The sequence below is a fragment of the Sulfurivermis fontis genome (genome assembly GCF_004001245.1).
GTDB lineage: Bacteria > Pseudomonadota > Gammaproteobacteria > Thiohalomonadales > Thiohalomonadaceae > Sulfurivermis > Sulfurivermis fontis.
In genome coordinates this window covers 1210581-1233053 of the sequence record NZ_AP018724.1, presented here as the reverse complement: position 1 = coordinate 1233053, position 22473 = coordinate 1210581, and the positions used below count along the sequence as shown (strand labels likewise).

Sequence of the window (22473 nt, the reverse complement as noted above, 5' to 3'; positions counted from 1 at the left end):
GTTTCCCCCCTCGGACAGAGTCGTTATAGTTCGAAGGGAAAATAACACCGCTCCCAGCGCCGGCCCGGCAACGCGGCCGGCGCTGCCATGTCGGAACAACAGTGCGGTAACAATAAACAGCGACCACTATGAACCTGCTGCTCATCGTCCTGCTCCCCCTGCTGGGCGCCCTGTTGCCGCCGCTGGCGATCCGCTTCGGCCGCAGCGCCAGCGCCTGGACCGCCGCCGCCATCACGCTGGCCGCGCTGCTGTTCGCCTTGGAGCCGCTGACCACGGTATTTGCCGGCACCCCGCTGGAGGCGCACTGGGCCTGGCTGCCGCAGGCCGGCCTCGACATCCACCTGCGCATGGACGGCCTGGCCGCCCTGTTCGTGCTGCTGATCCTCGGCATCGGCCTGCTGGTGATTCTGTATGCCCGCTACTACCTGGCCGAGCGCGACCCCATGGGCCGCTTCTTCGGCCTGCTGCTCCTGTTCATGGGCGCCATGCTCGGCATCGCCCTGTCCGACCACCTGCTGCAACTACTGGTATTCTGGGAGCTGACCTCGCTCAGTTCCTTCCTGCTCATCAGCTACTGGCACCACCGTTCCGACGCGCGCCGCGGCGCGCGCATGGCCCTGGCCATCACCGGCGCCGGCGGCCTCGCCCTGCTCGCCGGCTTCCTGCTGCTGGGACACATCGTCGGCAGCTACCGCATCGTCGACGTCCTCGATGCAGGCGACCTGATCCGCGCCCACCCGCTCTACCTGCCGACGCTGCTGCTGATCCTGCTCGGCGCCTTCACCAAGTCGGCGCAGTTCCCGTTCCACTTCTGGCTGCCCCACGCCATGGCGGCCCCCACCCCGGTCAGCGCCTATCTGCACTCGGCCACCATGGTGAAGGCCGGCGTGTTCCTGCTGGCCCGCCTCTACCCGGCCCTCTCCGGCACCGACCCCTGGTTCTTCCTGGTGGGCGGCATCGGCCTCGCCACCCTGCTGTTCGCGGCCTACACCGCCCTGTTCCAGCACGACCTCAAGGGTCTGCTGGCCTACTCCACCATCAGCCACCTGGGCCTCATCACCCTGCTGTTCGGCATCGACACGCCGCTGGCCGCCGTGGCCGGCGTGTTCCACATCATCAACCACGCCACCTTCAAGGCCTCGCTGTTCATGGCCGCCGGTATCATCGACCACGAAACCGGCACCCGCGACATGCGCCTCATCAACGGCCTGTGGAAATACATGCCGCACACCGCCACCCTGGCCATGGTCGCCGCCTCGGCCATGGCCGGGGTGCCGCTGCTGAACGGCTTCCTGTCCAAGGAGATGTTCTTCGCCGAAACCCTGCACCTCTCGGCGCTGGGTTCGCTGAGCTGGGTCCTGCCCGCCGCCGCGACCCTGGCCGGCGTCTTCGCCGTGGCCTATTCGGCCCGCTTCGTCCACGACGTGTTCTTCAACGGCGAGCCCATCGACCTGCCCAAATACCCGCCGCACGAGCCGCCGCGCTACATGAAAATCCCGGTGGAGATCCTGGTCACCCTGTGCCTGCTGGTCGGCATCCTGCCGACCTTCACCGTGGCGCCGCTGCTGGACCTGGCCGCGGGCGCGGTGCTGCACGGCCTGGTGCCCGAATACAGCCTGGCCATCTGGCACGGCTTCACCCTGCCCTTCGCCATGAGCCTCGTTGCCCTGGCCGGCGGCATCGCCCTGTACAGCCAGCGCCACCGACTGTTCGCGCTGCATGACCGCATCTTCCCCGAGGTCGACGCCCGCGCCCTGTTCTGGGAGTTCATCACCTGGCTGATGGATGCCGCCCATGCCGTGACACGGGCGCTGGAAAACGGCTCGCAGCAGCGCTATGCCGCCCTGCTGCTGCTCGCCGCCCTGGCCGCCATCGCCCTGCCCCTGCTCGGTGGCAGCGCCCCCCTGGGCGGCCCGGTCCCGGCGGCGCCGGTCGATACGCTGACACTGCTCGGCGCCCTGGTGATGATGGCGGCGGCGATCCTGACAGTGGCATGGCAGCGCCGCCGCCTCGCCGCGGTGGTGGCACTCAGCGTGGTGGGCCTGGTGGTCTCGCTCGCCTTCGTGCGCTGGTCGGCCCCGGACCTGGCGTTGACCCAGCTGTCGGTGGAGGTGGTGACCATCGTGCTGCTGCTGCTGGCGCTGTACTTCCTGCCGCAGCAGGGGCCGGCCGAGTCCTCGCCCCTGCGCCGCGGCCGCGACCTGCTGCTGGCCGCCGGCGTGGGCGGCGGCGTGGGCCTGCTCGCCTGGGGCATGTTCACGCGCCCCTATGCGACCATCGCCAACTACTACGTGGAGAACAGCCTGAGCGGCGGCGGCGGTGCCAACGTGGTCAACGTCATCCTGGTCGACTTCCGCGGCTTCGACACCCTGGGCGAGATCACCGTGCTGGCCATCGCCGCCATCGGCATCTACGCCCTGCTCAACAACCTGCGCCTGGACATGCCGGCCACCGATGCGGGCGGCCGCCCCTGGTCCGGCGAGCGCTACCCGCTGGTGCTGGCCCAGCTCACCCGCTTCCTGCTGCCGCTGGCGCTGCTGGTGTCGGTGTACCTGTTCCTGCGCGGCCACAATGCCCCGGGCGGCGGCTTCATTGCCGGCCTGGTCACCGCCGTGGCGCTGATCCTGCAATACATGGCCAGCGGCATCGACTGGACCCAGCAGCGCTGGCGCCTGCAATACCACCCCATCATCGCCGCCGGCGTGCTCATCGCCGCCGCCACCGGCGCCGGCAGCTGGCTGTTCGACCGCCCGTTCCTCACCTCCGCCTTCGGCCACTTCCACCTGCCGCTGGCCGGCGAATTCGAGCTGGCCACCGCCATGCTGTTCGACCTCGGCGTCTACCTCACCGTGGTGGGCGTGGTGATGCTGATCCTGGCCAACCTGGGCAAGCTGACCCAGCGCTGTGCGGCCGGCAAGGAGGGTGAATGATGGAAGCCGTTGCCGCCCTCACCCTGGCCGTGCTGGTGACCTGCGGGGTCTATCTGGTACTGCGCGCGCGCACCTTCCCCGTGGTGCTCGGCCTGTCGCTGCTGTCCTATGCCGTCAACCTGTTCCTGTTCTTCACCGGCCGCCTGGTCACCGGCGCACCGCCGCTGGCCGGCGGCAGCGCGCCGGTGGCCGATCCCATCCCGCAGGCGCTGGTGCTCACCGCCATCGTCATCGGCTTCGGCATGACCGCCTTCGTGGTGATCCTCGCGCTGCGCGCCCGCGGCGAACTGGGCAGCGATCACGTCGACGGCCAGGGGGAGGAACGATGAATCACTGGATCATCGCCCCCCTCGTGCTGCCGCTGGTGGCGGGCATGCTGAGCCTGCTGCTGGTGGCCCGTCCGGGTCTGCAGCGCGCCCTCTCGGTCGGCGCGACCGCGGGCCTGCTGCCCGTCACCCTGCTGCTGCTGTGCTTCGCCGGCAACGGCGAGTTCGGCGTCTACCCGCTCGGCAACTGGCCGGCGCCGTTCGGCATCGTGCTGGTGCTGGATCGGCTGACTGCGCTGATGCTGCTGCTCACCGCCGTGCTGGCACTGCTGGTCCTGCTCCACGCCGTCAACGGCGACGACAGGCGCGGCCGCGACTTCCACGTGCTGTTCCAGCTGCAGCTGCTCGGCATCAACGGCGCCTTCCTCACCGGCGACCTGTTCAACCTGTTCGTGTTCTTCGAGATCCTGCTCATCGCCTCCTACGGCCTGGCACTGCACGGCGGCGGCCCGGAGCGCACCCGCGCCGGCCTGCACTACGTGGTGCTGAACCTCATCGGCTCCGCCCTGTTCCTCATCGCCGTCGGCACGCTGTATGCCGTCACCGGCACCCTGAACATGGCCGACCTGGCGGTGAAGGTCGCCGCCGCGCCGCTGGAGAACGCCGGCCTGTTGCGTGCCGCCGCCCTGCTGTTGCTCGCCGTATTCGGCCTCAAGGCGGCACTGCTGCCCCTGCACCTGTGGCTGCCGGCGCTGTACGGCCATGCCACCGCGCCGGTGGCGGCACTGTTCGCCATCATGACCAAGGTGGGCGTCTACGCCATCCTGCGCAGCTACACCCTGATCTTCCCGGCCAACGGCGCTATCAGCGACGTGGGCGCGTGGCTGCTGCCCCTTGCCCTGCTCACCCTGGCGGCGGGTGCGGTGGGCGTGCTGGGCAGCCAGCGCCTGCGTGTCCTCATCGCCTATCTGGTGGTGGTATCGGTGGGCACCCTGCTGGCCGGTATCGGCCTGTTCAACAGCGGCGGCATCGGCGCGGCGCTGTACTACCTGCCGCACACCACCCTGGTCAGCGCCGGCCTGTTCCTGCTGGCCGACCTCATCGCGCGCCAGCGCGGCGTCCATGGGGACCATTTCGTACTCGGCCCGCCGCTGGCCCAGCCCACCCGCCTCGGCGTGCTGTTCTTCCTCGGCGCCGTGGCCGCCGCCGGCCTGCCGCCCTTGTCCGGCTTCCTCGGCAAGCTGCTGCTGCTGCAAGCGGTGGCCCCGGCCCAGGCGGGCTGGTTGTGGAGTATCGTGCTCATCGGCAGTCTGGCGGGCCTCATCGCCCTGAGCCGCGTCGGCAGCCGCATCTTCTGGAAGACCGCAGGCGATCGGGCCGTCGCCGGACAGGCGCCCCTGACACACCTCGCCCCCGCTGCCGTGCTGCTGGCGATGAGCATCGCCATGACCGTGTTTGCCGCGCCCCTCATCCGCTATACCGAGGCGACCGCGGCGCAACTGCTGGCGCCGCAGCAGTACATCAACGCCGTGTTGGGAGTCCAACCATGAACCGCCTGCTGCCGCAACCCCTGTTCAGCCTGTTCCTGCTGGTGGTCTGGCTGCTGCTCGTGAACACCGTGGCAGCGGGCCAGGTAGTGCTCGGCACCCTCCTCGCCGTCGCCCTGCCGCTGCTGACGCAGCGCTTCTGGCCCGACCGGCCGCGCATCCACAGCCCATGGAAGCTGCTGCGCTACATCGCCACGCTGCTGTGGGACATCGGCCTCGCCAACCTCACCGTGGCGCGTCTGATCCTCGGCCCGACGCGCAAACTGCGCCCGGCCTTCATCCACCTGCCGCTGGACCTGCACAATGAATTCGCCATCAGCGTGCTGGCCAGCACCATCTCGCTGACGCCGGGCACCGTGTCGTCCGACCTGAGCCCGGATCGCAAGACCCTGCTGATCCACGCGCTGGATGTCGAGAGCGAAGCCGCGGTCATCGCCCACATCAAGCAGCGTTATGAACAGCCGCTGCGGGAGATATTCGAATCATGCTGAGCGCCGCCATCACCTTCGCCTTCATCTGTATCGCCGCCGCCCTGCTGCTCAACTTCTGGCGCCTGCTGCGCGGTCCGAGCACACCCGACCGCATCCTGGCGCTGGACACCATGTACATCAACACCATCGCCCTGCTGGTACTGTTCGGCATCCACCTCGACCTCACCGCCTTCTTCGAGGCGGCCCTGCTCATCGCCATGATGGGCTTCGTCGGCACGGTGGCGCTGTGCAAATACCTGCTGCGCGGCGACATCATCGAATAGGGGTCAAGACCATGCTGGACATCCTCATCGCCCTGTTCCTGTTCATCGGCGGCGCCTTCGCCCTCATCGGCTCCATCGGCCTCGCCCGCCTGCCCGACCTGTTCATGCGCCTGCACGGCCCCACCAAGGCCACCACCCTCGGTGTCGGCGGCATCCTCATCGCCTCGGTGCTGCACTTCTCCAGCCGCGGCGACGGCCTCAGCCTGCACGAACTGCTGATCACCCTGTTCCTGTTCATCACCGCGCCGATCAGCGCCTACCTCATCGCCCGCACCATGCTGCACCTGCGCGGGGACAACAAATCCTGAACTTGCTCGACCCGCTCCCCTCCCATAGACTTAGTCCACATGGAGGCGAGCGATGGCCACCATCGTCAACGTACACGAAGCCAAAACCCACTTCTCGAAACTGCTGGAACAGGCCCACGCGGGGCAGGAGATCATCCTCGCCAAGGCAGGCAAACCTTATGCCCGCCTGGTTCCCCTGGCTGCCCCTCCCGCGCAGCGCCGGCCCGGGCGCCTCGCCGGAAGAGTCGGAGATGCGTTCTGCGAGTCGCTTCCCGAAGATGAACTGCAGTCCTGGGAAGGGCAATGAAGCTCCTGCTCGACACCCACACCCTGCAGTGGTGGTTCACCGACGACCCGCACCTTTCGGCAACGGCCCGGCAAGCCATCACCGACATGGGCAACGAGATATTTGCCAGCGCGGCGAGTGCCTGGGAAATCGCCGCCAAGCAAAGGCTGGGCAAACTGAACGAAGTCCCCCAGCAACCGCGCGCTACGCGGAACTGGTGGAACAAGACGGCTTTATCCATCTGCCCATGACTCACCTGCACAGCCTGCGCACAGGTTCTTACGACCTTGCCCATCGCGCCCCCTTTGATCGCATGCTGGCCGCACAGAGTGAAATCGAGGGCCTGGTTCTGATAACGCGCGATCCTGCCTTCGCGGCCTTCGGCACACAGACACTTTGGTAAGGGAAGCTCTTGGATCCGCTCTCTACCCCTTGCTGCCGAACACCTTGCGCAAAAGCTCGGTGGTGCGTGCCGCCGGATTTTCACGAATCAGCTTCTCCTCCGCCGCCAGCTTGAGGAACAGACCATCGAGGGCACGGGAGGTGATATAGCCGTCGAGATCCTGCGCCTCCTTGTCGATGAGCGAGGCCAGCGGCCCGGCGCGGCGCAGCATGTCCTTGTAGGCCGAGGTGACGCCCACCTTGGCGGTGGCCTGCTCAATCACCGGCCGGAATTTCTTGCTCAGCCGCATCTCGGAGCGCTGACGGAAGAACTGCGTGGCGGCATCATCCGGGCCATGAAGAATATTGCGTGCGTCCTCCAGCGTCATGCTGCTGATGATATCGACGAAGATATCCACCGCCTCCGGCGCCGCGCGCTCTGCCGCGCGATTCAAGGTGCCGATAAAGTCATCCACCACCTTGTCCTGTCCGAAATCACGCAGTGTCCGCTCCACCTTGCGCAGCGACTCCGGCAAGGGGATGCGCACCTGCAGGTCGTCGAGATAGCCACCCTTCTTGCCCAATAGTTCCACCGCCCGCTGCGTCCCTATCTGCAACGCCTCTTTCAGACCTGCGACAATCTCGGCCTCGCCCAGCTTACCCTGGCCCGCCACACCGGCAGCGGCATCGCTGATGCGCCGCGACCAGTCATCCCGGTTGGTGCAGCCGGCAGCCACCAGTACCACGCACAGCATTACAGTAAACTTCATCGCATTCCACATTGACGTTTCTCCATGGCAAATATCCGATCCGCCACCGCGCCGTGCGCCGTGAGCGACCTGAGCAGCCCCTCACGTAACGCCGAACCGGTAGCCAGATAAAAATCACACTGCCCCACCGCCGCGATGCTCCCGGCGATGACCTCGGCGGTAACGGTCTCGCCACCGCCTTCCAAATACAGCGGCTGATAGCTGAAGTTATCCAGTGCGTCCACCCAGGAGCGGCACAGATTGGCCAGATAAAAACCATCATCATGGGCGCTGACCCAGAACAAGGTGATCGGCTGCGACAGTTCGAGTGCCAGGGCATGCTCGATCAGGCTTTTGAGCGGCGCAAACCCGGTATCCTGAGCCACCATGACGATAGGGCGGTGCGAGTCCTCATCCAGCGTGAAGCTGCCGAACGGCCCGGTGACCTGCACTATGTCATTGGCGCGCAACTTCTGAAAAACGTGGCGCGGAAAATCTTCGTCGATGCGCTGCGCCAGATGGAACTGCAGCAGCATACCATTGCAGGGGCAGCTGGCGATGGCGGCGTCACAACTCATGCCATTACCGAGGCGCAGCTCGACATGCTGGCCGGCGAGGAACTGCAAGGTCTGGCTGCGCGGTGTGCGCAGAGTGAGAATCACATAATGTTCCCCCACGCGTTCGATATGTGCCACGCGGGTGCTCACCTGTTGCAGAGGAATCTGTGCGGCATCGCCGATCTCGTTGACCTCCAGCACCAGATCGCTGCCGGCGCTGACGCTGCACAGCAGTAACTGCCCTTGCACCTTGTCGGCCTCGCTGAGAACATAATCATGAAAGCGGGGATGTTCGACACGACCGGAGATCAGGCGCGCCTTGCACACGCCGCAACTGCCCCCGCTGCAATTGTAGGGGATGTTCACACCATTGCGCAGGGCCGCATCCAACAGCGTCTCCTGTGCCTCGGCCTCGAACTCACGACCACTGGGGAGCAGGCGGATACGATGCGTCATGGCTGGGCTATTTTTCCAGCTGCTCCAGCAGCCAGCGGTTGATGTCTTGCACCACCCGGCGCTGGACATCATCACTGCAGTCCTGCATGGCATCCAGCTTGCGGCACAACTGGTCGATGATCTCCCGGTATTTCTTCGCCATGGCCCGCTCCAGCGAGAGTTCGGCGTTGCGCTTCCTGAGCTGAATCTCCAGGTCATCGCGATCGGGGGTCAGGGTACTGCGGACACGGCGCGAAAAGGCCGTGGTCTTGATCAGTTGCACACGCTCCAGAACCGGCGACTCCTGCAAGGCCAGGCGGGGGTACAGCTGGCGTAATAAATCCACATCCACCATGCCTTCCGGCGCCGGCAATTCACCGTCATGGATCAAATGCTGCAACTCCGATCGCTTGATGCCCAGCAAGCGTACCGCCGTGGCTACTGCGACTTTCTGTCCCACGATGCACCCCTGTCGCAACCATCTTGTCAGCGTTAAGGAAGGTCTGAATAAGTCCATCCTGGACTTTTCAGACCACGCCAAGCGAAAAGTCTGATTTTCGCTTGGCTTCATTTTCCAACGACTTATCGTCGTTGGAAAATGGCGGCACATCCCTGTGCCGCGGAAGCTCTGAACTTATTCAGAACTTCCTTAACTGTAACGCAATTTGACAGGAAAATGCGCTGCGTGCAGCAAAGGAATGAAGTGCCAGACCCGGCGAATTGCCCACAGGATGGGTATGAGTTACAGCGGTGCGCGCATCCGCGCCTGATTATCCGCAGGAGCCCGCTCCGCGGACGAATTACCGTCGGGCCATGGCAGGGCTTGCAGGGTGCGCCCGCTGCGATGCCGGCAGGCCGGGGACATGCCCTACCCGCCCCGTTCCACCCGGTTGCGCCCACCCTGCTTGGCACGATATACCGCCTCATCGGCCTGCGCCACCAGTCGTTCCGCACAGGCCGACAGAGCGCCGCAGCAGTCCTCTGGTGTCAGCAGCGCCATCCCTACGGAAAGGGTAACCGTCAGATTGTGATCACCGCCGAGGCGGAAGGGCTCGGCGGCGATGGCGGCACGAATGCGCTCGGCGACATCCAACGCCTGTGCTGAATCGGTTTGCACCAGCAGGGCCGAAAACTCCTCGCCGCCATAGCGGCCCAGGGCATCGGACAGGCGCAGTTGCGCCTTGATGCGTGCGGCCACCTCCTGCAGCACACGATCACCCACTTGATGTCCATAGGTGTCGTTGACCTTCTTGAAGTGATCGACGTCGAGAAACAGGCAGGCCAGCGGCTGATGAGTGCGTTGCACCCTTTCCACCTCTTCAACCAGGCGGCGATCAAAATAACGCCGATTGTGTACGCCGGTAAGGGCATCGGTCAGGCCGATATGCTTGAGCCGTTCGTGATTGATGGCGTTTTCCAGCCCGATGGCCACGACCGCCCCCAAACGTTCGAGAAAATCGGTAGCACTGCCGGGAATGAATCGTCCTTCCTCTCGACTCCCCAGATTCAGGCTGCCGATGAGACGACGCTGGCGCAGCAGCGGCAGAACGGCCACACTGGCCGGGGGCGGGCCCAGATGGAACAGGGCCGCGTGTTGCTCGGAACGATAGCTGCCCAGCTTGGGCAACTGGGCGGAACCGAAGAAACCGGCCAGCGCGGAGGCCGAATCCAGGAAGCGCAGTTCGGGAAAGCCGTCGCTGCAACCCAGGTCGGCCAGCAGGCGCTGCACTTCGTATTCGGGGTCAACCAAGGTCAGCGTCACACTCTCCAGGCCGAACACCTGGCGATGGCCGACCAGCACGTGACGCAACAGGTCCACCAGGCCGTTGGCGCTGAGCAGGCGCAGTTCCTGCTCGTGAAACCGCCGCATGCGCTCCTCATTGTGCCGCGCATTGGCCAGGACCGCGGTCAGGCGACGGCGCAACGTCTTGTTTTCACTGTGCAGATCCGAGCTCATGACAACATCCGGTGTCGGTGGATTCCGTCTTTTACGCCACACCACCTGCAAAGAACGTGAAGAACCCGACAGAATTTGTCCGTCCCACCCCGGATGAGACCGCTCCGCGGGCGAAGACAGCGTATCCTACGGCCCGGCCCGTCCCGGCAGATACAGGCTCAGCGCAGGCAAATAGGTGATGATCAGTACCGTCAGCAACAGAATAAAGAAAAACGGCAGGGTGGCATGATAAATCTGCATCACCGGCACCCGGAAACGATAGCTGGCGATGAACAGGTTCATGCCCACCGGCGGGGTGAAGTAACCCAACTGCATGTTGGCGAGGAAGATGATGCCGAGATGGAGCGGGTTGATGCCGTAGCCAAGGGCAATGGGCAACAGTAACGGCACCATGATTACCAGGGCGGAAAAGATATCCAGCATCATGCCCAGAATCAGCAGGAACACGTTGAGCAGCATCAGGAAGGTCAGCGGATCCTTGATGTGTTCGCGGATGGCATCGAACAGCCGCGTCGGCACCTCGGCATCGATGAGGTAATTGGTCGATGCCAGCGAGACGCCGAGGATCACCAGGATGCCGCCCACCAACACCATCGACTCGCGGATGATGCGCGGCAGATCGCTGTATCTGACCTCGCGGTGGATCATCACCTCCACCACCAGCACATACAGCGCCGTCACCGCCGCCGCCTCGGACACGGCGAAATAGCCGCTGTAGATGCCGCCCAGCACAATGAACGGCAGCGGCAGTTCCCACATCGCCTCGCGCAGCGCCTTGCCGATCTTGGTGCCGGCAAAGCCATGCAAGGGTTGCCCGCGGTTGACCCACATGCTCCAAACCGACAGCGCCGCCACCATCAGCAGCCCCGGCAGTATGCCGGCCAGGAACAGGTCGTCGATGGTAATGGAACCGCCGACACCCAGCTGCTGCGCGATGACGCCATAGAGAATCAGCGGCAGTGAAGGCGCAAACAGCAGCCCCAGACTCCCGGAGGTGGTGATCAGACCGAGACTGAAACGGTGGTTGTAACCCGCCTGTGCCAGGGCGGGATACAACAGGGCCCCCAGGGCAACGATGGTGACGCCGGAGGCGCCGGTAAAGGCGGTAAAGATGGCACAGGCCACCAGCGAGACCACCGCCAGGCCGCCGGGCATCCAGCCCAGCAGTGCACCGGTCAGATGGACCAGGCGGCGTGGCGCATTGCTCTCGCTGAGCAGATATCCGGAGAAGGTGAACAGTGGAATGGCCAGCAGGATCGGCATTTCGGCCAGGCGGTAGAACTCGATCAATACCACCGAGAGATCGATGTCCGAGGACTGAAAACCGATCAGGGCGCTGGCGGCAATGACGGCAAACAGCGGCGCACCGAGCAGCGCCAGACCGAGCAACAGCAGGGTGATGGCGGCGCTCATGCCGGCTCCGCTGCGGGCCAGACGGTAACGACGAAGAAGCGCAAGGCCATTACGCCAAAACCAAGGGGGATGATCAGCTCACAACACCAGGCCGGCAGGCCGGCAAACACCAGCGTCCCGGCCTCGTACTCCATGGCGACAAAACGCGCACCATGCCAGGCCAGCACGGCACAGACGCCGCTGGCAAACAGCCCGGTCAGCCACTGGCTGATGCGCTTGAGGCGTGGCGACAGGAAACGCGACAGCACATCTACGGTAATGTGATTATTGTGGCGGGTCGCCGCCATCGCTCCCAGCAGGCCCACCCACAAGACCATCACGCGCAGCAGGGGATCGGCCCAGACGGCACCGACACCCCAAAAATTGCGCAGCAGGATCTGCCCGGCAGCGAGCAGGATCATCGCCAATACCAGCACCACGACGAGTGCGTCCTCGACCAGGCGTACCCCGTGGATAATCCGTCCTAACCTGCCCTCCAAATGCCTCTCCCCTCTCCGCAGGTTCCCACTCCGTGGGCGAATATGCCGTTATCCAACCGCGGCAAACAAGGTGTTACTTACCCGCCCCTGCCCGGTAGTCATTGATGTGCTTTTGCAACACCCCGAGCATCCCGGCACTGAACACCTGTTTTTCGGTCAACCGGCGCGTGGTCTCATCCACCACATCATGCCAACCATCGCCCTGCTTGAGCGGCACGAAACCGATGCCCTGTTGCTGCAGCACCTCACGGGCACGCACCTCGTCCTCTCGGCTCTGGACATTGAGCTGGGCCAGCACCTTGCCGAACACCTCGCGCACCACAGCCTGATCCGGCGGCTGCAACTGATTGAAGGCCTTGGCCGACACCACCAGCGTGCCGTAAATGTAAATAAGGGGGGTATCGGTCAGATACTTCACCCGCGTATGCCACTGCAACGCGATGGCGCCGACCGCCGAGGCAGCCACGGTGTCGATCAATCCGGTCTGCAACCCGGTGAGAACATCGGTCAGGGGCAATGACACGGGATGTATGCCCACCGATTGAAACGCCGTATAGCTGATGACATCGCCTTCCGGCACCCACACCTTGAGCGGCTTGAGGTCATCCAGCTTTTCCACCGGCTGATTGGACATCAGATAGGCAAAACCGCCTTCACTGATACCAAAGCCGACAAATCCCTGTTTTTCCAGTCCCTGCATCAGCAGCGGGTCCATGCGGGTGCGGACATAATCCACTTCGGCCAGGGAGTTGAAGATAAACGGCAGACTGTAGATCTGGGCATCGGGATAGATTTCCGCCAGCCCACCGCCGGTGATGGCACCGCCGTGCAGCTGGCCAATGCGGATCTTGCGCAGCACACTCTTGTCGTTGCCCATCACACCGCCGGGGTAGAAACGGAACTCCACCCGCCCGGCCGTGCGCTGCTTGATCTCATCAGCGCCCTTGCGGAACGCCTCCATCCAGCTGGTGCCATCCGGTGCCGCCGTGGCTATCTTGAAGGTCACCGCCGCCGCCGGGAAAGACAACAACGACAGCAACAAACACAACAAAGCCAAGCCCCAGCGGTTCGACATTCCGCATAGTGAGAAGAAGGAGCGTTTTCCCACCTCCCCCACACCGTGGGGGAGGCCGGGAGGGGGAATACCCTCCTCCCCCACACCAGTGGGTGAGGCCGGGAGGGGGGATACCCTCCTCCCCCACACCGTGGGGGAGGCCGGGAGGGGGCGCCCGTCGCAGCCCCCCTCCCCAACCCTCCCCATCCCATGGGGAGGGAGTTTTCCCTCCTCCCCCACACCGTGGGGGAGGCCGGGAGGGGGAATACCCTCCTCCCCCACACCGTGGGGGAGGCCGGGAGGGGGAATACCCTCCTCCCCCACACCAGTGGGGGAGGCCGGGAGGGGGGATACCCTCCTCCCCCACACCGTGGGGGAGGCCGGGAGGGGGCGCCCGTCGCAGCCCCCCACCCCAACCCTCCCCATCCTATGGGGAGGGAGTTTTCCCACCTCCCCCACACCGTGGGGGAGGCCGGGAGGGGGAATACCCTCCTCCCCCACACCCGTGGGAGAGGCCGGGAGGGAAAATGCCCTCCTCCCCCACACCGTGGGGGAGGCCGGGAGGGGGGATGTTCTCCTCCCCCACACCGTGGGGGAGGCCGGGAGGGGGGATGTTCTCCTCCCCCACACCGTGGGGGAGGCCGGGAGGGGGGATGTTCTCCTCCCCCACACCGTGGGGGAGGCCGGGAGGGGGCGCCCGTCGCAGCCCCCCACCCCAACCCTCCCCATCCTATGGGGAGGGAGTTTTCCCACCTCCCCCACACCGTGGGGGAGGCCGGGAGGGGAAATACACTCCTCCCCCACACCCGTGGGGGAGGCCGGGAGGGGGAATACCCTCCTCCCCCACACCGTGGGGGAGGCCGGGAGGGGGGATACCCTCCTCCCCCACACCGTGGGGGAGGCCGGGAGGGGGCGCCCGTCGCAGCCCCCCACCCCAACCCTCCCCATCCTATGGGGAGGGAGTTTTCCCACCTCCCCCACACCGTGGGGGAGGCCGGGAGGGGAAATACCCTCCTCCCCCACACCCGTGGGGGAGGCCGGGAGGGGGAATACCCTCCTCCCCCACACCGTGGGGGAGGCCGGGAGGGGGAATACCCTCCTCCCCCACACCGTGGGGGAGGCCGGGAGGGGGCGCCCGTCGCAGCTCCCCACCCCAACAAGCCCCATCATCGAATTGGGAGGGAGTGTTTCCCCCTCCCCCGCTCCGCGGGGGAGGCTGGAATGGGACATAAGCAGGTACACAGCAGAGGAAAAACCATCCAGCAGCCTATGCTTCGACATCATTTCACTCCATGAAATACTCGGCCGAACTCGCCAGCAGCTTCCTCGCCTCCTGCTGCGCCAGAACATTGCTCAACACCAGACCGGGCACATGTACCTCCGCCGTCACCACCTCGTGCAGCAAGCGGTCATGCAACTCTCGGTCGAAAACCATGCGCGCATAACGGCGCGCGAACTCCACCTTGGCCATCAAATCCTTGCCCTGTGACACGGCAATGGCCTTCTCGAAAAAGCCGCGCCCCACCTCCGGCCTGCCGCCAACCGACGGCGGCACCAACGTGTTAAGGACAGCGAGATAAAGCTGTGCCCGACCATTGTCGTATTCCGGATCCATGGCAACCACACGGCGCATGACAGCCTCGACCTTGGGAAGATCCGCGATCGCCGCCCAGTCGGAACTGTCCGCCTGAATCCGGCCGGCCCAGGCACTACCATAGACATACAACGCATCCAGCCCCTCTACCTGCACCTCATGCAAGGATGGAACAAACTGATCATAGGGCGCTGATTCGACCTTGCAGACCTGCGGATAATCCGCACACAAACCCCGCCGGGCATAGTCCCGCGCCTTCTTGGCCATACGCAGGGCGCGCTCCCCGTCGTCCACAAACACCGCGGCATAAGCACCATACAGACGTGCACCGGCCAGCAACATGTTCTTGTCCTGGGGGTCATCGGCTATCAGCCCATCGATGAGCAGGAGATAGGCCGGTGCCCCGGCCCGCACCGTCTCGGGGTCGTCCTGGTTCAGGATTGCGCTGGACAGTGTGGCCCCCATCCGTTGCGTTACCATGCCGGCACAACCGGCCAGAAGCACAACCATGCCGACCGTTCCGACCCACCGCATGAAGCCGGTTTGTATCAATGACATTCTGGTGGCCATATGGAACCCGTCACATGAACATTATCAGACAATATTTCTTTATAGAACATGGCGTTACAACACCGCACCCCAAAGCCCGATGCACCCTGCGCTGGAAATATTACTCCATCAGGGTAGCCGGGTGTTAATCCGCACCATCGGTGCATGACAGAAACTGCTTCCGGCCTTGCTGCGGCTGCACAGCCCCGGAGAACTCGGGCACGATAAGCTTCATGGAACACAGCAGCTTCTCCAGCTCATAGCTGGAGCACTCCAGAGGACATTGCCAAGGCGCACTCGGCCTGGGGTTACCGTCTTGTAGCCGGATGGCTGCGCGAGAATGGTTCTAGTGCGAGCCTGAAGCGCGTGCGGCGGTTGTGGCGCCAGGAGGGCTATACCGCCCACTGGCGTAAACGCCGCAAGAAGAAGCGTACAGGCGCGCCTTGATCCGCCGCCCCATGGGCCGAACAGCGTCTGGTGCATGGATTTCTCCGAGGACCGTGTAGAGAATGGCCGGCGTTTTCAGACCCTGCTCGTCAAAGACGAGGCGACAGCCTATTGCCTGGTACTGCCGGTGGCGCGCTCCTTCAAGGCAGTGGATGTCGAGCGGGAGCTGGATCGGATGGTGGAGCAATATGGCTGCCCCGATTTCGTCCGCTGTGACAACGGTGGTCAGTTCATCGCCTTCGTGGTGCAGCGTTGGGCTCAGCGTCGTGGCATACGCATGGCGCACATCGACCCTGGCAAGCCTTGGCAGAACGGGGCGGCTGAAAGCCTGGTGGCCACCTACCGCCGCGAAGTGCTCGATGCGGAGCTGTTTCACACCTTGCTGGAGGCTGAGGTGATCAGCGAGAGATGGCGCCGGATGTACAACGAGCAACGACCGCACAGTCGTTTGAACTATCGGCCTCCGGCTACCGCCTATCCGGCAAAGAAGGTAGTCTAGCGGTCGAAACCAAAGAACCCGGTGGTCCGAGATTTGGGCTCCAGTCACAAAAGTGTCCGTTAAAGCCGGGCTAGCTCACCCTGCCCCCCATCGCACTTGTCCTTAGCCAACCGCACCCCAGAATTCACCATACTGGCCAGAAACACAACAATGCAAACTACATAAGTGTTCACGAACGGATTCCGTGCCCATAGCGCCTCACTCAGACCGAAGGTAGCAAATGCCAGCACCGTCACAAGCCCACCCATCGCATAGAAACGCTGTTCCGGCGTGATAGCATTACGCAACCCGCGACCAAATGCCAGCAAAGGCAATAGCAAATACGCCACAACGGTAGCAATCAACCCCACCAATCCGCCATTAGCCAGAGCATCGAAGTAAATGCTATGCGCATGACCGAAATCTTCGACGGCGGTACTCCAGGAGCGCCCATCGGCCGCCATGTCGCGCATCTCCTGATGAAAATCGCCCAGTCCGCTACCTAATATTGGATGTTCCTCCACGATCAACAAGGTATTACGCCACAAATTGAGCCTAATTCCCCAAGACGTAGCCGCACTCGGGTCTTGCATAAATATCCTCAAATCCTCGGCCCCGCGTTCCACTCCTTGAACAAATCGATCACTCTTCCATATCCCGAACGACATCAGCGCAAGCATAACCACAAATCCGGCTAACACCATTTGACGGTTGGCCAATAATTCCTTCCTATACATCCATAGAAGGGTGAGTATAAACACAGGGACAAACAACCAGGAGCCCCGCGTCTGCGACAGTACACTTGCATAAAGGGCGGCGGAGGCCGAAATTGCGGCAATACCAATCCCCAAGCCACCACGAGCCATGGTCAACGCAAAAATCACTGCCAAAGCCCCCCACAACACAGCCAAATCACCAAAAACAATTTTGTGGTAATAACCGCTGGCGAACTCGTGGCCGACCCAACTGACCTGATAGCCCCCCTGTACCGCCATCACTACACACGCGACAATTGCTCCAACGCCCAACTCTCGACCTAACGCGAGACTATAGCGCCGCATCATCAAATACACAGGGATCATCAATACGAAACGCAGATATCGTTCAAGGTATTTAAGCCCCTGGCGGATATCTTCAGAATTGATAAAGCTGAGCGACATGGCAATAAGTGCCACTACAAAACCGAGCAGAATTCGCCGCTCCCACAAAGAGAGATTTTGCCAATGCCTGCCATAATACAATGCAGGCAACACCAACAACGTATAGACATAGCTTCCGCCGCCGTTAGTCGTCGCCACAACAACGGGAAAAATGAATACCAGAGCCGCAGTCCACCATGTTAACCAGCGGTGCATGGCCACACCAGGATTCGTTCCCGTTAGCGTCCGGCTTGCATAATCACGCACATCCATCAAAACTATCCTTTCACATCAAGCAAGCTTCCTAAGGAGCTCTGAATAAGTTCAGAGCTTCCACGGAACCCGAGATACGGCACGTTCAGTGTGTTATTCCCACCCAAACCTCATTCACTCGAAAAGAGCCCGATTTTGAGATGCCTCTAATAGGCATTCCTCCCTACGAAGCCTTTTATGAACGTCAATAATATGATCTTCAAATCAAACCATAAGGACCAATTCTCAATGTAATAAAGATCATATTCAACACGCTTTTGCATTTTCTCGAGGCTATCGGTTTCACCGCGCCATCCATTAATCTGGGCCCAACCGGTGATACCCGGCTTTACCTTGTGCCGTTTCATGTACCCATCAATCAGATCCTTGTACTGCTCGTTGTGTGCCACCGCATGGGGGCGGGGCCCCACGATGGACATTCGCCCCTGCAACACATTAAAAAACTGTGGCAATTCATCAAGACTGGTGCGGCGAAGAAAGCGTCCAAAGCGCGTCACACGTGGATCGTCACGCGAAGCTTGCGTAACCACCCCGTTATCCTCCTCATGCACCACCATAGTGCGGAATTTATAAACCCGTATCGGCTTACCATCATATCCAAACCGCAGCTGCTTAAACAAAACAGGCCCTGGCGAGCTTAACTTCACACCAACAGAAATCAGAACCATAAGTGGTGAAATGAGCGCGAGTATCAATGCAGCCAGAACCCGGTCTTCGACGGCCTTGATCACAAGATTCAAACCAGTCATCGGCGTTACCGATAGGTTTATGACTGGCATGCCAGCAATATCCATCAGCGAGTGATTCAATAGTCGCATACCAAAAAAGTCAGGTACGAGACGAATATCGGTCGTAGAGTGGCGCAGCGCATGAAGAATTTTCCTGACTTTATCCTCATCACGCAGCGGCATGGCCAGCCAAACCTGATCGATGCGCCGTTCCTTGACGAACCCAGCAAGTGAGTCCAAGTCCCCTATATATGGGATGCCATCAATCGAAACTGGCGGCGCACCACTATTGCTACTGAAATAACCGACCACAGTCAGCCCCATCCAGGGCGCGGCACGTAACCGTGCCGCCACCTGCTCGCTTAGTTCTACACTACCTACAATTACGACATGCCGCTGGTTAAGTCCGCGTCGCCGTGCCCATCGCAAACCGGCACGAAGGATTATGCGCACAAGGATAAGGGCTGCCCAGCCTGAACTCGCCCATAAAAGCAACCAGCCACGCGAATAAGTCGTGCCTGTCTTGGAGATAAAAGCGATGGCCGTTAGTGCAAGAAGTACACTACCCCACGCCAGCGATATGGCTCGCACTTCATCTATAACTGAAATGCCACGCCAGGCCTGATAAAGCGCGAAACGAGGAAATAACAATGCTGCACACAGAAGCGCGATGAGGACGACCAGAAGATAGTTGTTGGGCAGTTCGATACTGTCCAGATACCACCAATGCGCAAGCCATGCTGTGACAGCAATGGCCAGCCAGTCAGCCAGATGAAGTGCCGCATTAAGAATGCTGGCATGCTCTTTGAGTATCCCACGGGAATGCATGGGGCAATAGTTTACAGGGATATTCTCAAAAAGTGTTGTGGTCTACTCCTGCGCGAGAGGAGAGGCTGCCAGGAGAGGGATAATGCCCATATCCCATCCCCACCCGTAAAATGTGAGGGATTGACCTGCGTGGCCAGTCAACTGCGTTTATTTTGTCGTTTCCCGGCACACCCAACTAAGGCCGGACCGCCCGACAGCAGCAGCGACAAAAGCCATGAATTCGCTGCGAAATCGCTCAGGAGAAAACCGCTCGGCATTGGTCCTGCAGACAATAGGGTGGAACAGATGCCTATGTGATTCGAAACTCTCGACGGCCTGCCTCAGGGAGGCCACCGATTGCCGGTCAAAGAATATCCCGGTAGGCGCATGTTCATTATTACCCGTCCCCGTCCCCATCCCGACAACCGTCTCCAATACCCCACCTTTACCATAGGCAATTACAGGCGTACCACAGGCCTGCGCCTCCAACGGAGCGATACCGAAATCTTCTTCTGCGGCGAACACAAACGCACGGGCACGCTGCAAGTAGTCCCGCAGCACAGCCTGTTCCTGAAAACCAAGAAACTCCACGTTTGAACCGGCCCTGGCGCGAATCTTTTCAAAATCCGGGCCATCTCCGATAACGATCAGGCGACGTGCCGGCATGGAGGAAAAAGCCTCAACAATCAGGTCGATTTTTTTATACGGTACCATGCGTGAGGCCGTTACGTAGAAATCCTCCTTGGCTTCCCTCAGCTGAAAACCACCAACATCCACGGGCGGATAGATAACGGTAGATTCACGGCGATAAACCTTCCAGATACGTCGTGCAATAAAATCAGAGATAGCAATAAACTCGTCCACCCCATTTGCTGTGCGCATATCCCACAGCCGGATCCGATGCAACATCCACTTGGCGATCCAACCCTTGAGCCCTCGCTCCAGGCCCGCCTCACGAAGGTATTGATGCTGGAGATCCCATGCATAACGGATCGGGGAGTAGCACATACAGATATGCAACTGATCCGGGCCAGTCAGCACACCCTTCGCCACTGCATGACTACTCGAGATAACCAAATCATAGCCAGAGAGATCAAACTGCTCGACCGCCAAGGGCATCCAGGCAAGGTAATTGCGATATTTTCGCCTGGAAAAAGGTAGATTTTGTATGAATGATGTGACTGTGCTTTTGTTCTTGATAAAGTCACGCTGCCCGGGCGGTATGAAGTCGACCAATGAGAACAACTCGGCCTCAGGAAAGCAATCAAGCATGGCCTCGAGAACGCGCTCAGCACCTGCATAAGTCACGAGCCAATCATGGACAATGGCGACTTTCATGACACCAGCCAAATCTGAAATTTCACGTTACTTGGCCGCAAGAGTTGAGCAAGCTCAATATCTGGCCTGCCCCAATTTGCCAATTCCACTCAACGTCAAGCGCTTTATCGGAGTGCGGTCGCTGGCTCCGCAAGTATAATTCCTCCAGTACCCACTGAATGCCCTCTGCCGTGGGTGCATGATAAAGCGCATGGTTCCCTCCGGCCTCATGCATGGCCGGTACATCGGAGCATACTACCGGGCAACCACACCGACGCGCCTCCAGAATGGGCATTCCAAAACCTTCATAACGCGATGGCATAAAAAACAGATCCGCACCTGAATAAAGGCTAGGCATATCCTCTGTGGGAACATAACCCAATCGTTGCACGATACCTTCTGCCTCTGCCGAATCAAGCAGGCGAACAATTTCCTCATCCTTCCAACCTTTAGCACCAACCAAAACTAGCAACGGCAAGTCCAGGTCCGGATAGGTTCTGCGGAAAGTCAGATACTCTCGCACAAACAGTGCAATATTTTTTCGCGGCTCAAGAGTACCCACAATTAAATTATAAGCCCCGCTAAGATTGTATTTTGCCTTGACAGACTCGATCTCAGCACACGTCCTGGGAAAGAACAGGGCTTCATCAACTGCTGGTCGTACGATGGCATCGGCCGTACGAGCGCAATACCGTAACATTTCATCTGCCACTGCCTGCGCAATGGTGAATACACCACAGGCACGCCGTATCCACCATGGTTGATTAACGCGGCGAAACCAACGACCCCGGAACGACATGGTATCTGGTGCCTGTCGATACACAAAGTCATATACCGTCAGAACCACTGGACAAGGCATGAAAAACGGAGCTACACCAGTACTGGCCCAAAAAACATCAACCTTGGCACGTTGAACTGTTCGGGCTAATCCAAAAGCCTTCCAATAATATATATTGCTTACAAAGGATGGAGCACCCTCATATATAGAGATGTTCGGCTCCGAGAAGTCAACACAGAGTGGTTGTAATGCGAACACGATGAACTCATGTTCAGGCGCCTGCCTTGCCATGGCACAAAGCAGTCGATAGGAATAATTCCCAATGCCCGTCAGCTTAGAAACAAAGACCGAACCATCAACACCTACACGCACGGTACTTAACTATCCCTAGCCGAATAGACGAAAGTCACTGCATCCCATCCTTTAGCATCCATCGCAAAGTCTCCTCCAACGGCGGCGTTTCCCAAGGCCCAATCAGGCTGAGAAGCTTCGACGGATCGCCACTAAGTGTTTTAACTTCGTTGGGGCGGACAAACGCGGGATTTACCTTTACTTTGATGGCGTGCCCGGCAATCTTTCCGGCCATGGCCAATACTTCACGCAGCGCATGCGTACGGCCTGAACAAACGTTTACCGTTTCTCCAATCGGGCAGGCCTCTAGCAAACGTCGATAGGCTTGCGCAACAGCCCGCACATCAGAAAAATCGCGCCAGACATCGAGATTGCCCAGCTCGATCGCCTCGACGCGGCGACGGAAGTGATTGACGATCTTGGGGATCAGAAACGACTCGCTCTGCCCCACCCCCGTATAGTTGAACGGCCGCACGATCACAATCGGCAGCCTGTCCAGCCACAGCCTGGCCATATGCTCCATCGCCAGCTTGCTGACTGCATAGTCGTTGGCAGGATTCGGAGGGGTTGCTTCCGTCAACACGCCTTCCGTACTGTTGCCATAGACATTTGCGCTGCTGGCCAGCAGCACGCATTCCGGCCGCCGACCGCAGTTGGCCAACGCCGCCAGCAGGTTCCGGGTACCCATCAGGTTGACGCGGTAAAAATCGTTCGGGTCACCGTGCTCCACGAAAGCGACTCCCGCCAAATGGACGACCCATTCCGGCTGCACACGCTTCATTTCGTCGGCCAGCACCGCGGCATCGGTCAAATCGGCCTTGAGGCCAACGACTTCGTGGCCATGAGCTTCCAGCTCCGCCTGCAGATAACGGCCAGTGAAACCCCTTAGCCCAGTGACCAGAGTGCGCATGTTGGGG

The 22473-nt window shown here is 61.2% G+C and carries 22 protein-coding genes and 1 pseudogene; 10 read left to right on the top strand and 13 right to left on the bottom strand.

What is annotated here, in order from left to right; genetic code table 11:
• Positions 1 to 128 precede the first annotated feature (128 nt).
• The 8 genes and pseudogenes from EP379_RS06370 to EP379_RS16995 all read left to right on the top strand — a co-directional run bounded on the left by EP379_RS06370 (position 129) and on the right by EP379_RS16995 (position 6473).
• Positions 129 to 2930 (top strand): monovalent cation/H+ antiporter subunit A, encoded by a 2802-nt coding sequence (locus tag EP379_RS06370; protein WP_127476991.1) that lies wholly within the window; start codon positions 129 to 131, stop codon positions 2928 to 2930.
• Entirely contained in the window at positions 2930 to 3259 is a 330-nt protein-coding gene (locus tag EP379_RS06365) for a Na+/H+ antiporter subunit C (RefSeq protein WP_127478852.1), read from the top strand. The genes EP379_RS06370 and EP379_RS06365 overlap by 1 nt, the downstream gene beginning before the upstream one ends.
• Positions 3256 to 4746 (top strand): monovalent cation/H+ antiporter subunit D, encoded by a 1491-nt coding sequence (locus EP379_RS06360; RefSeq protein ID WP_127476988.1) that lies wholly within the window; start codon positions 3256 to 3258, stop codon positions 4744 to 4746. The genes EP379_RS06365 and EP379_RS06360 overlap by 4 nt, the downstream gene beginning before the upstream one ends.
• A complete protein-coding gene (locus EP379_RS06355; RefSeq protein ID WP_127476985.1) occupies positions 4743 to 5234 on the top strand; it encodes a Na+/H+ antiporter subunit E in 492 nt (163 codons plus the stop codon). The genes EP379_RS06360 and EP379_RS06355 overlap by 4 nt, the downstream gene beginning before the upstream one ends.
• Positions 5228 to 5497, top strand: coding sequence for a K+/H+ antiporter subunit F (locus tag EP379_RS06350; RefSeq protein WP_127476983.1), 270 nt, complete (start codon positions 5228 to 5230; stop codon positions 5495 to 5497). Before EP379_RS06355 ends, EP379_RS06350 begins: the two co-directional genes overlap by 7 nt.
• Positions 5498 to 5508: 11 nt before the next feature.
• A complete protein-coding gene (locus EP379_RS06345) occupies positions 5509 to 5805 on the top strand; it encodes a Na+/H+ antiporter subunit G (protein ID WP_127476980.1) in 297 nt (98 codons plus the stop codon).
• A 52-nt stretch (positions 5806 to 5857) separates the two neighbouring features.
• On the top strand, positions 5858 to 6091 hold the full coding sequence (locus tag EP379_RS06340; protein WP_127476977.1) for a type II toxin-antitoxin system Phd/YefM family antitoxin: 234 nt from the start codon (positions 5858 to 5860) through the stop codon (positions 6089 to 6091).
• Positions 6088 to 6473, top strand: a pseudogene (locus EP379_RS16995) (type II toxin-antitoxin system VapC family toxin). Before EP379_RS06340 ends, EP379_RS16995 begins: the two are co-directional and overlap by 4 nt.
• 22 nt (positions 6474 to 6495) lie before the next feature.
• Here the strand turns inward: EP379_RS16995 and EP379_RS06330 are convergent.
• The 8 genes from EP379_RS06330 to EP379_RS06295 form a co-directional block, all read right to left on the bottom strand.
• On the bottom strand, positions 6496 to 7221 hold the full coding sequence (locus tag EP379_RS06330) for a DUF4197 domain-containing protein (RefSeq protein WP_172600397.1): 726 nt from the start codon (positions 7219 to 7221) through the stop codon (positions 6496 to 6498).
• The gene (locus EP379_RS06325; RefSeq protein ID WP_172600396.1) at positions 7218 to 8213 is read right to left on the bottom strand and encodes a 2Fe-2S iron-sulfur cluster-binding protein; all 996 of its coding nucleotides are present in this window, start codon (positions 8211 to 8213) and stop codon (positions 7218 to 7220) included. The genes EP379_RS06330 and EP379_RS06325 overlap by 4 nt, the downstream gene beginning before the upstream one ends.
• A 7-nt stretch (positions 8214 to 8220) precedes the next feature.
• On the bottom strand, positions 8221 to 8652 hold the full coding sequence (locus EP379_RS16355) for a hypothetical protein (protein ID WP_172600395.1): 432 nt from the start codon (positions 8650 to 8652) through the stop codon (positions 8221 to 8223).
• Between the two features lie 408 nt (positions 8653 to 9060).
• Positions 9061 to 10149 (bottom strand): GGDEF domain-containing protein, encoded by a 1089-nt coding sequence (locus tag EP379_RS06320; RefSeq protein ID WP_127476970.1) that lies wholly within the window; start codon positions 10147 to 10149, stop codon positions 9061 to 9063.
• Between the two features lie 126 nt (positions 10150 to 10275).
• Positions 10276 to 11562 (bottom strand): TRAP transporter large permease, encoded by a 1287-nt coding sequence (locus EP379_RS06315; RefSeq protein ID WP_127476967.1) that lies wholly within the window; start codon positions 11560 to 11562, stop codon positions 10276 to 10278.
• Positions 11559 to 12041, bottom strand: a complete 483-nt coding sequence (locus tag EP379_RS06310; protein ID WP_197722872.1) for a TRAP transporter small permease — start codon at positions 12039 to 12041, stop codon at positions 11559 to 11561. Before EP379_RS06310 ends, EP379_RS06315 begins: the two co-directional genes overlap by 4 nt.
• A 73-nt stretch (positions 12042 to 12114) precedes the next feature.
• A complete protein-coding gene (locus tag EP379_RS06305; RefSeq protein ID WP_197722871.1) occupies positions 12115 to 13098 on the bottom strand; it encodes a TRAP transporter substrate-binding protein in 984 nt (327 codons plus the stop codon).
• A 1282-nt stretch (positions 13099 to 14380) separates the two neighbouring features.
• Positions 14381 to 15259 carry a TRAP transporter TatT component family protein gene (locus tag EP379_RS06295; protein WP_197722870.1) on the bottom strand — a complete coding sequence of 293 codons (879 nt, stop codon included), beginning with the start codon at positions 15257 to 15259 and terminating at the stop codon, positions 14381 to 14383.
• A 261-nt stretch (positions 15260 to 15520) separates the two neighbouring features.
• Between EP379_RS06295 and EP379_RS16990 the strand changes: the two genes are divergently transcribed.
• Both EP379_RS16990 and EP379_RS06285 read left to right on the top strand, forming a co-directional pair.
• Complete coding sequence (locus EP379_RS16990; protein ID WP_127478849.1) at positions 15521 to 15685, top strand: IS3 family transposase; 165 nt, start codon at positions 15521 to 15523, stop codon at positions 15683 to 15685.
• A complete protein-coding gene (locus tag EP379_RS06285; RefSeq protein ID WP_269471037.1) occupies positions 15633 to 16184 on the top strand; it encodes an integrase core domain-containing protein in 552 nt (183 codons plus the stop codon). Before EP379_RS16990 ends, EP379_RS06285 begins: the two co-directional genes overlap by 53 nt.
• A 59-nt stretch (positions 16185 to 16243) precedes the next feature.
• Here the strand turns inward: EP379_RS06285 and EP379_RS06280 are convergent, their stop codons facing one another.
• The 5 genes from EP379_RS06280 to EP379_RS06260 form a co-directional block, all read right to left on the bottom strand.
• Positions 16244 to 17575 (bottom strand): O-antigen ligase family protein, encoded by a 1332-nt coding sequence (locus tag EP379_RS06280; RefSeq protein ID WP_127476959.1) that lies wholly within the window; start codon positions 17573 to 17575, stop codon positions 16244 to 16246.
• 146 nt (positions 17576 to 17721) lie between these two features.
• The gene (locus EP379_RS06275; protein WP_127476956.1) at positions 17722 to 19131 is read right to left on the bottom strand and encodes an undecaprenyl-phosphate glucose phosphotransferase; all 1410 of its coding nucleotides are present in this window, start codon (positions 19129 to 19131) and stop codon (positions 17722 to 17724) included.
• 147 nt (positions 19132 to 19278) lie between these two features.
• Entirely contained in the window at positions 19279 to 20448 is a 1170-nt protein-coding gene (locus EP379_RS16670) for a glycosyltransferase family 4 protein (protein WP_127476953.1), read from the bottom strand.
• A gap of 22 nt (positions 20449 to 20470) precedes the next feature.
• Positions 20471 to 21577 carry a glycosyltransferase family 4 protein gene (locus EP379_RS06265; RefSeq protein WP_127476950.1) on the bottom strand — a complete coding sequence of 369 codons (1107 nt, stop codon included), beginning with the start codon at positions 21575 to 21577 and terminating at the stop codon, positions 20471 to 20473.
• 34 nt (positions 21578 to 21611) lie between these two features.
• Positions 21612 to 22466, bottom strand: coding sequence for a GDP-mannose 4,6-dehydratase (locus tag EP379_RS06260; protein ID WP_127476948.1), 855 nt, complete (start codon positions 22464 to 22466; stop codon positions 21612 to 21614).
• Between the last annotated feature and the right edge of the window lie 7 nt (positions 22467 to 22473).

Excerpts from the sequence above, each read along its gene's own strand:
- EP379_RS06325 (WP_172600396.1), bottom strand. The coding sequence starts at position 8,213 with ATGACGCATCGTATCCGCCTGCTCCCCAGTGGTCGTGAGTTCGAGGCC.
- EP379_RS06295 (WP_197722870.1), bottom strand. The coding sequence starts at position 15,259 with ATGGCCACCAGAATGTCATTGATACAAACCGGCTTCATGCGGTGGGTC.
- EP379_RS06320 (WP_127476970.1), bottom strand. The coding sequence starts at position 10,149 with ATGAGCTCGGATCTGCACAGTGAAAACAAGACGTTGCGCCGTCGCCTG.
- EP379_RS06355 (WP_127476985.1), top strand. The coding sequence starts at position 4,743 with ATGAACCGCCTGCTGCCGCAACCCCTGTTCAGCCTGTTCCTGCTGGTG.
- EP379_RS06345 (WP_127476980.1), top strand. The coding sequence starts at position 5,509 with ATGCTGGACATCCTCATCGCCCTGTTCCTGTTCATCGGCGGCGCCTTC.
- EP379_RS06370 (WP_127476991.1), top strand. The coding sequence starts at position 129 with ATGAACCTGCTGCTCATCGTCCTGCTCCCCCTGCTGGGCGCCCTGTTG.
- EP379_RS06280 (WP_127476959.1), bottom strand. The coding sequence starts at position 17,575 with ATGGATGTGCGTGATTATGCAAGCCGGACGCTAACGGGAACGAATCCT.
- EP379_RS16670 (WP_127476953.1), bottom strand. The coding sequence starts at position 20,448 with ATGAAAGTCGCCATTGTCCATGATTGGCTCGTGACTTATGCAGGTGCT.
- EP379_RS06275 (WP_127476956.1), bottom strand. The coding sequence starts at position 19,131 with ATGCATTCCCGTGGGATACTCAAAGAGCATGCCAGCATTCTTAATGCG.
- EP379_RS06360 (WP_127476988.1), top strand. The coding sequence starts at position 3,256 with ATGAATCACTGGATCATCGCCCCCCTCGTGCTGCCGCTGGTGGCGGGC.
- EP379_RS06350 (WP_127476983.1), top strand. The coding sequence starts at position 5,228 with ATGCTGAGCGCCGCCATCACCTTCGCCTTCATCTGTATCGCCGCCGCC.
- EP379_RS06365 (WP_127478852.1), top strand. The coding sequence starts at position 2,930 with ATGGAAGCCGTTGCCGCCCTCACCCTGGCCGTGCTGGTGACCTGCGGG.
- EP379_RS06330 (WP_172600397.1), bottom strand. The coding sequence starts at position 7,221 with ATGAAGTTTACTGTAATGCTGTGCGTGGTACTGGTGGCTGCCGGCTGC.
- EP379_RS06315 (WP_127476967.1), bottom strand. The coding sequence starts at position 11,562 with ATGAGCGCCGCCATCACCCTGCTGTTGCTCGGTCTGGCGCTGCTCGGT.
- EP379_RS06340 (WP_127476977.1), top strand. The coding sequence starts at position 5,858 with ATGGCCACCATCGTCAACGTACACGAAGCCAAAACCCACTTCTCGAAA.
- EP379_RS06260 (WP_127476948.1), bottom strand. The coding sequence starts at position 22,466 with ATGCGCACTCTGGTCACTGGGCTAAGGGGTTTCACTGGCCGTTATCTG.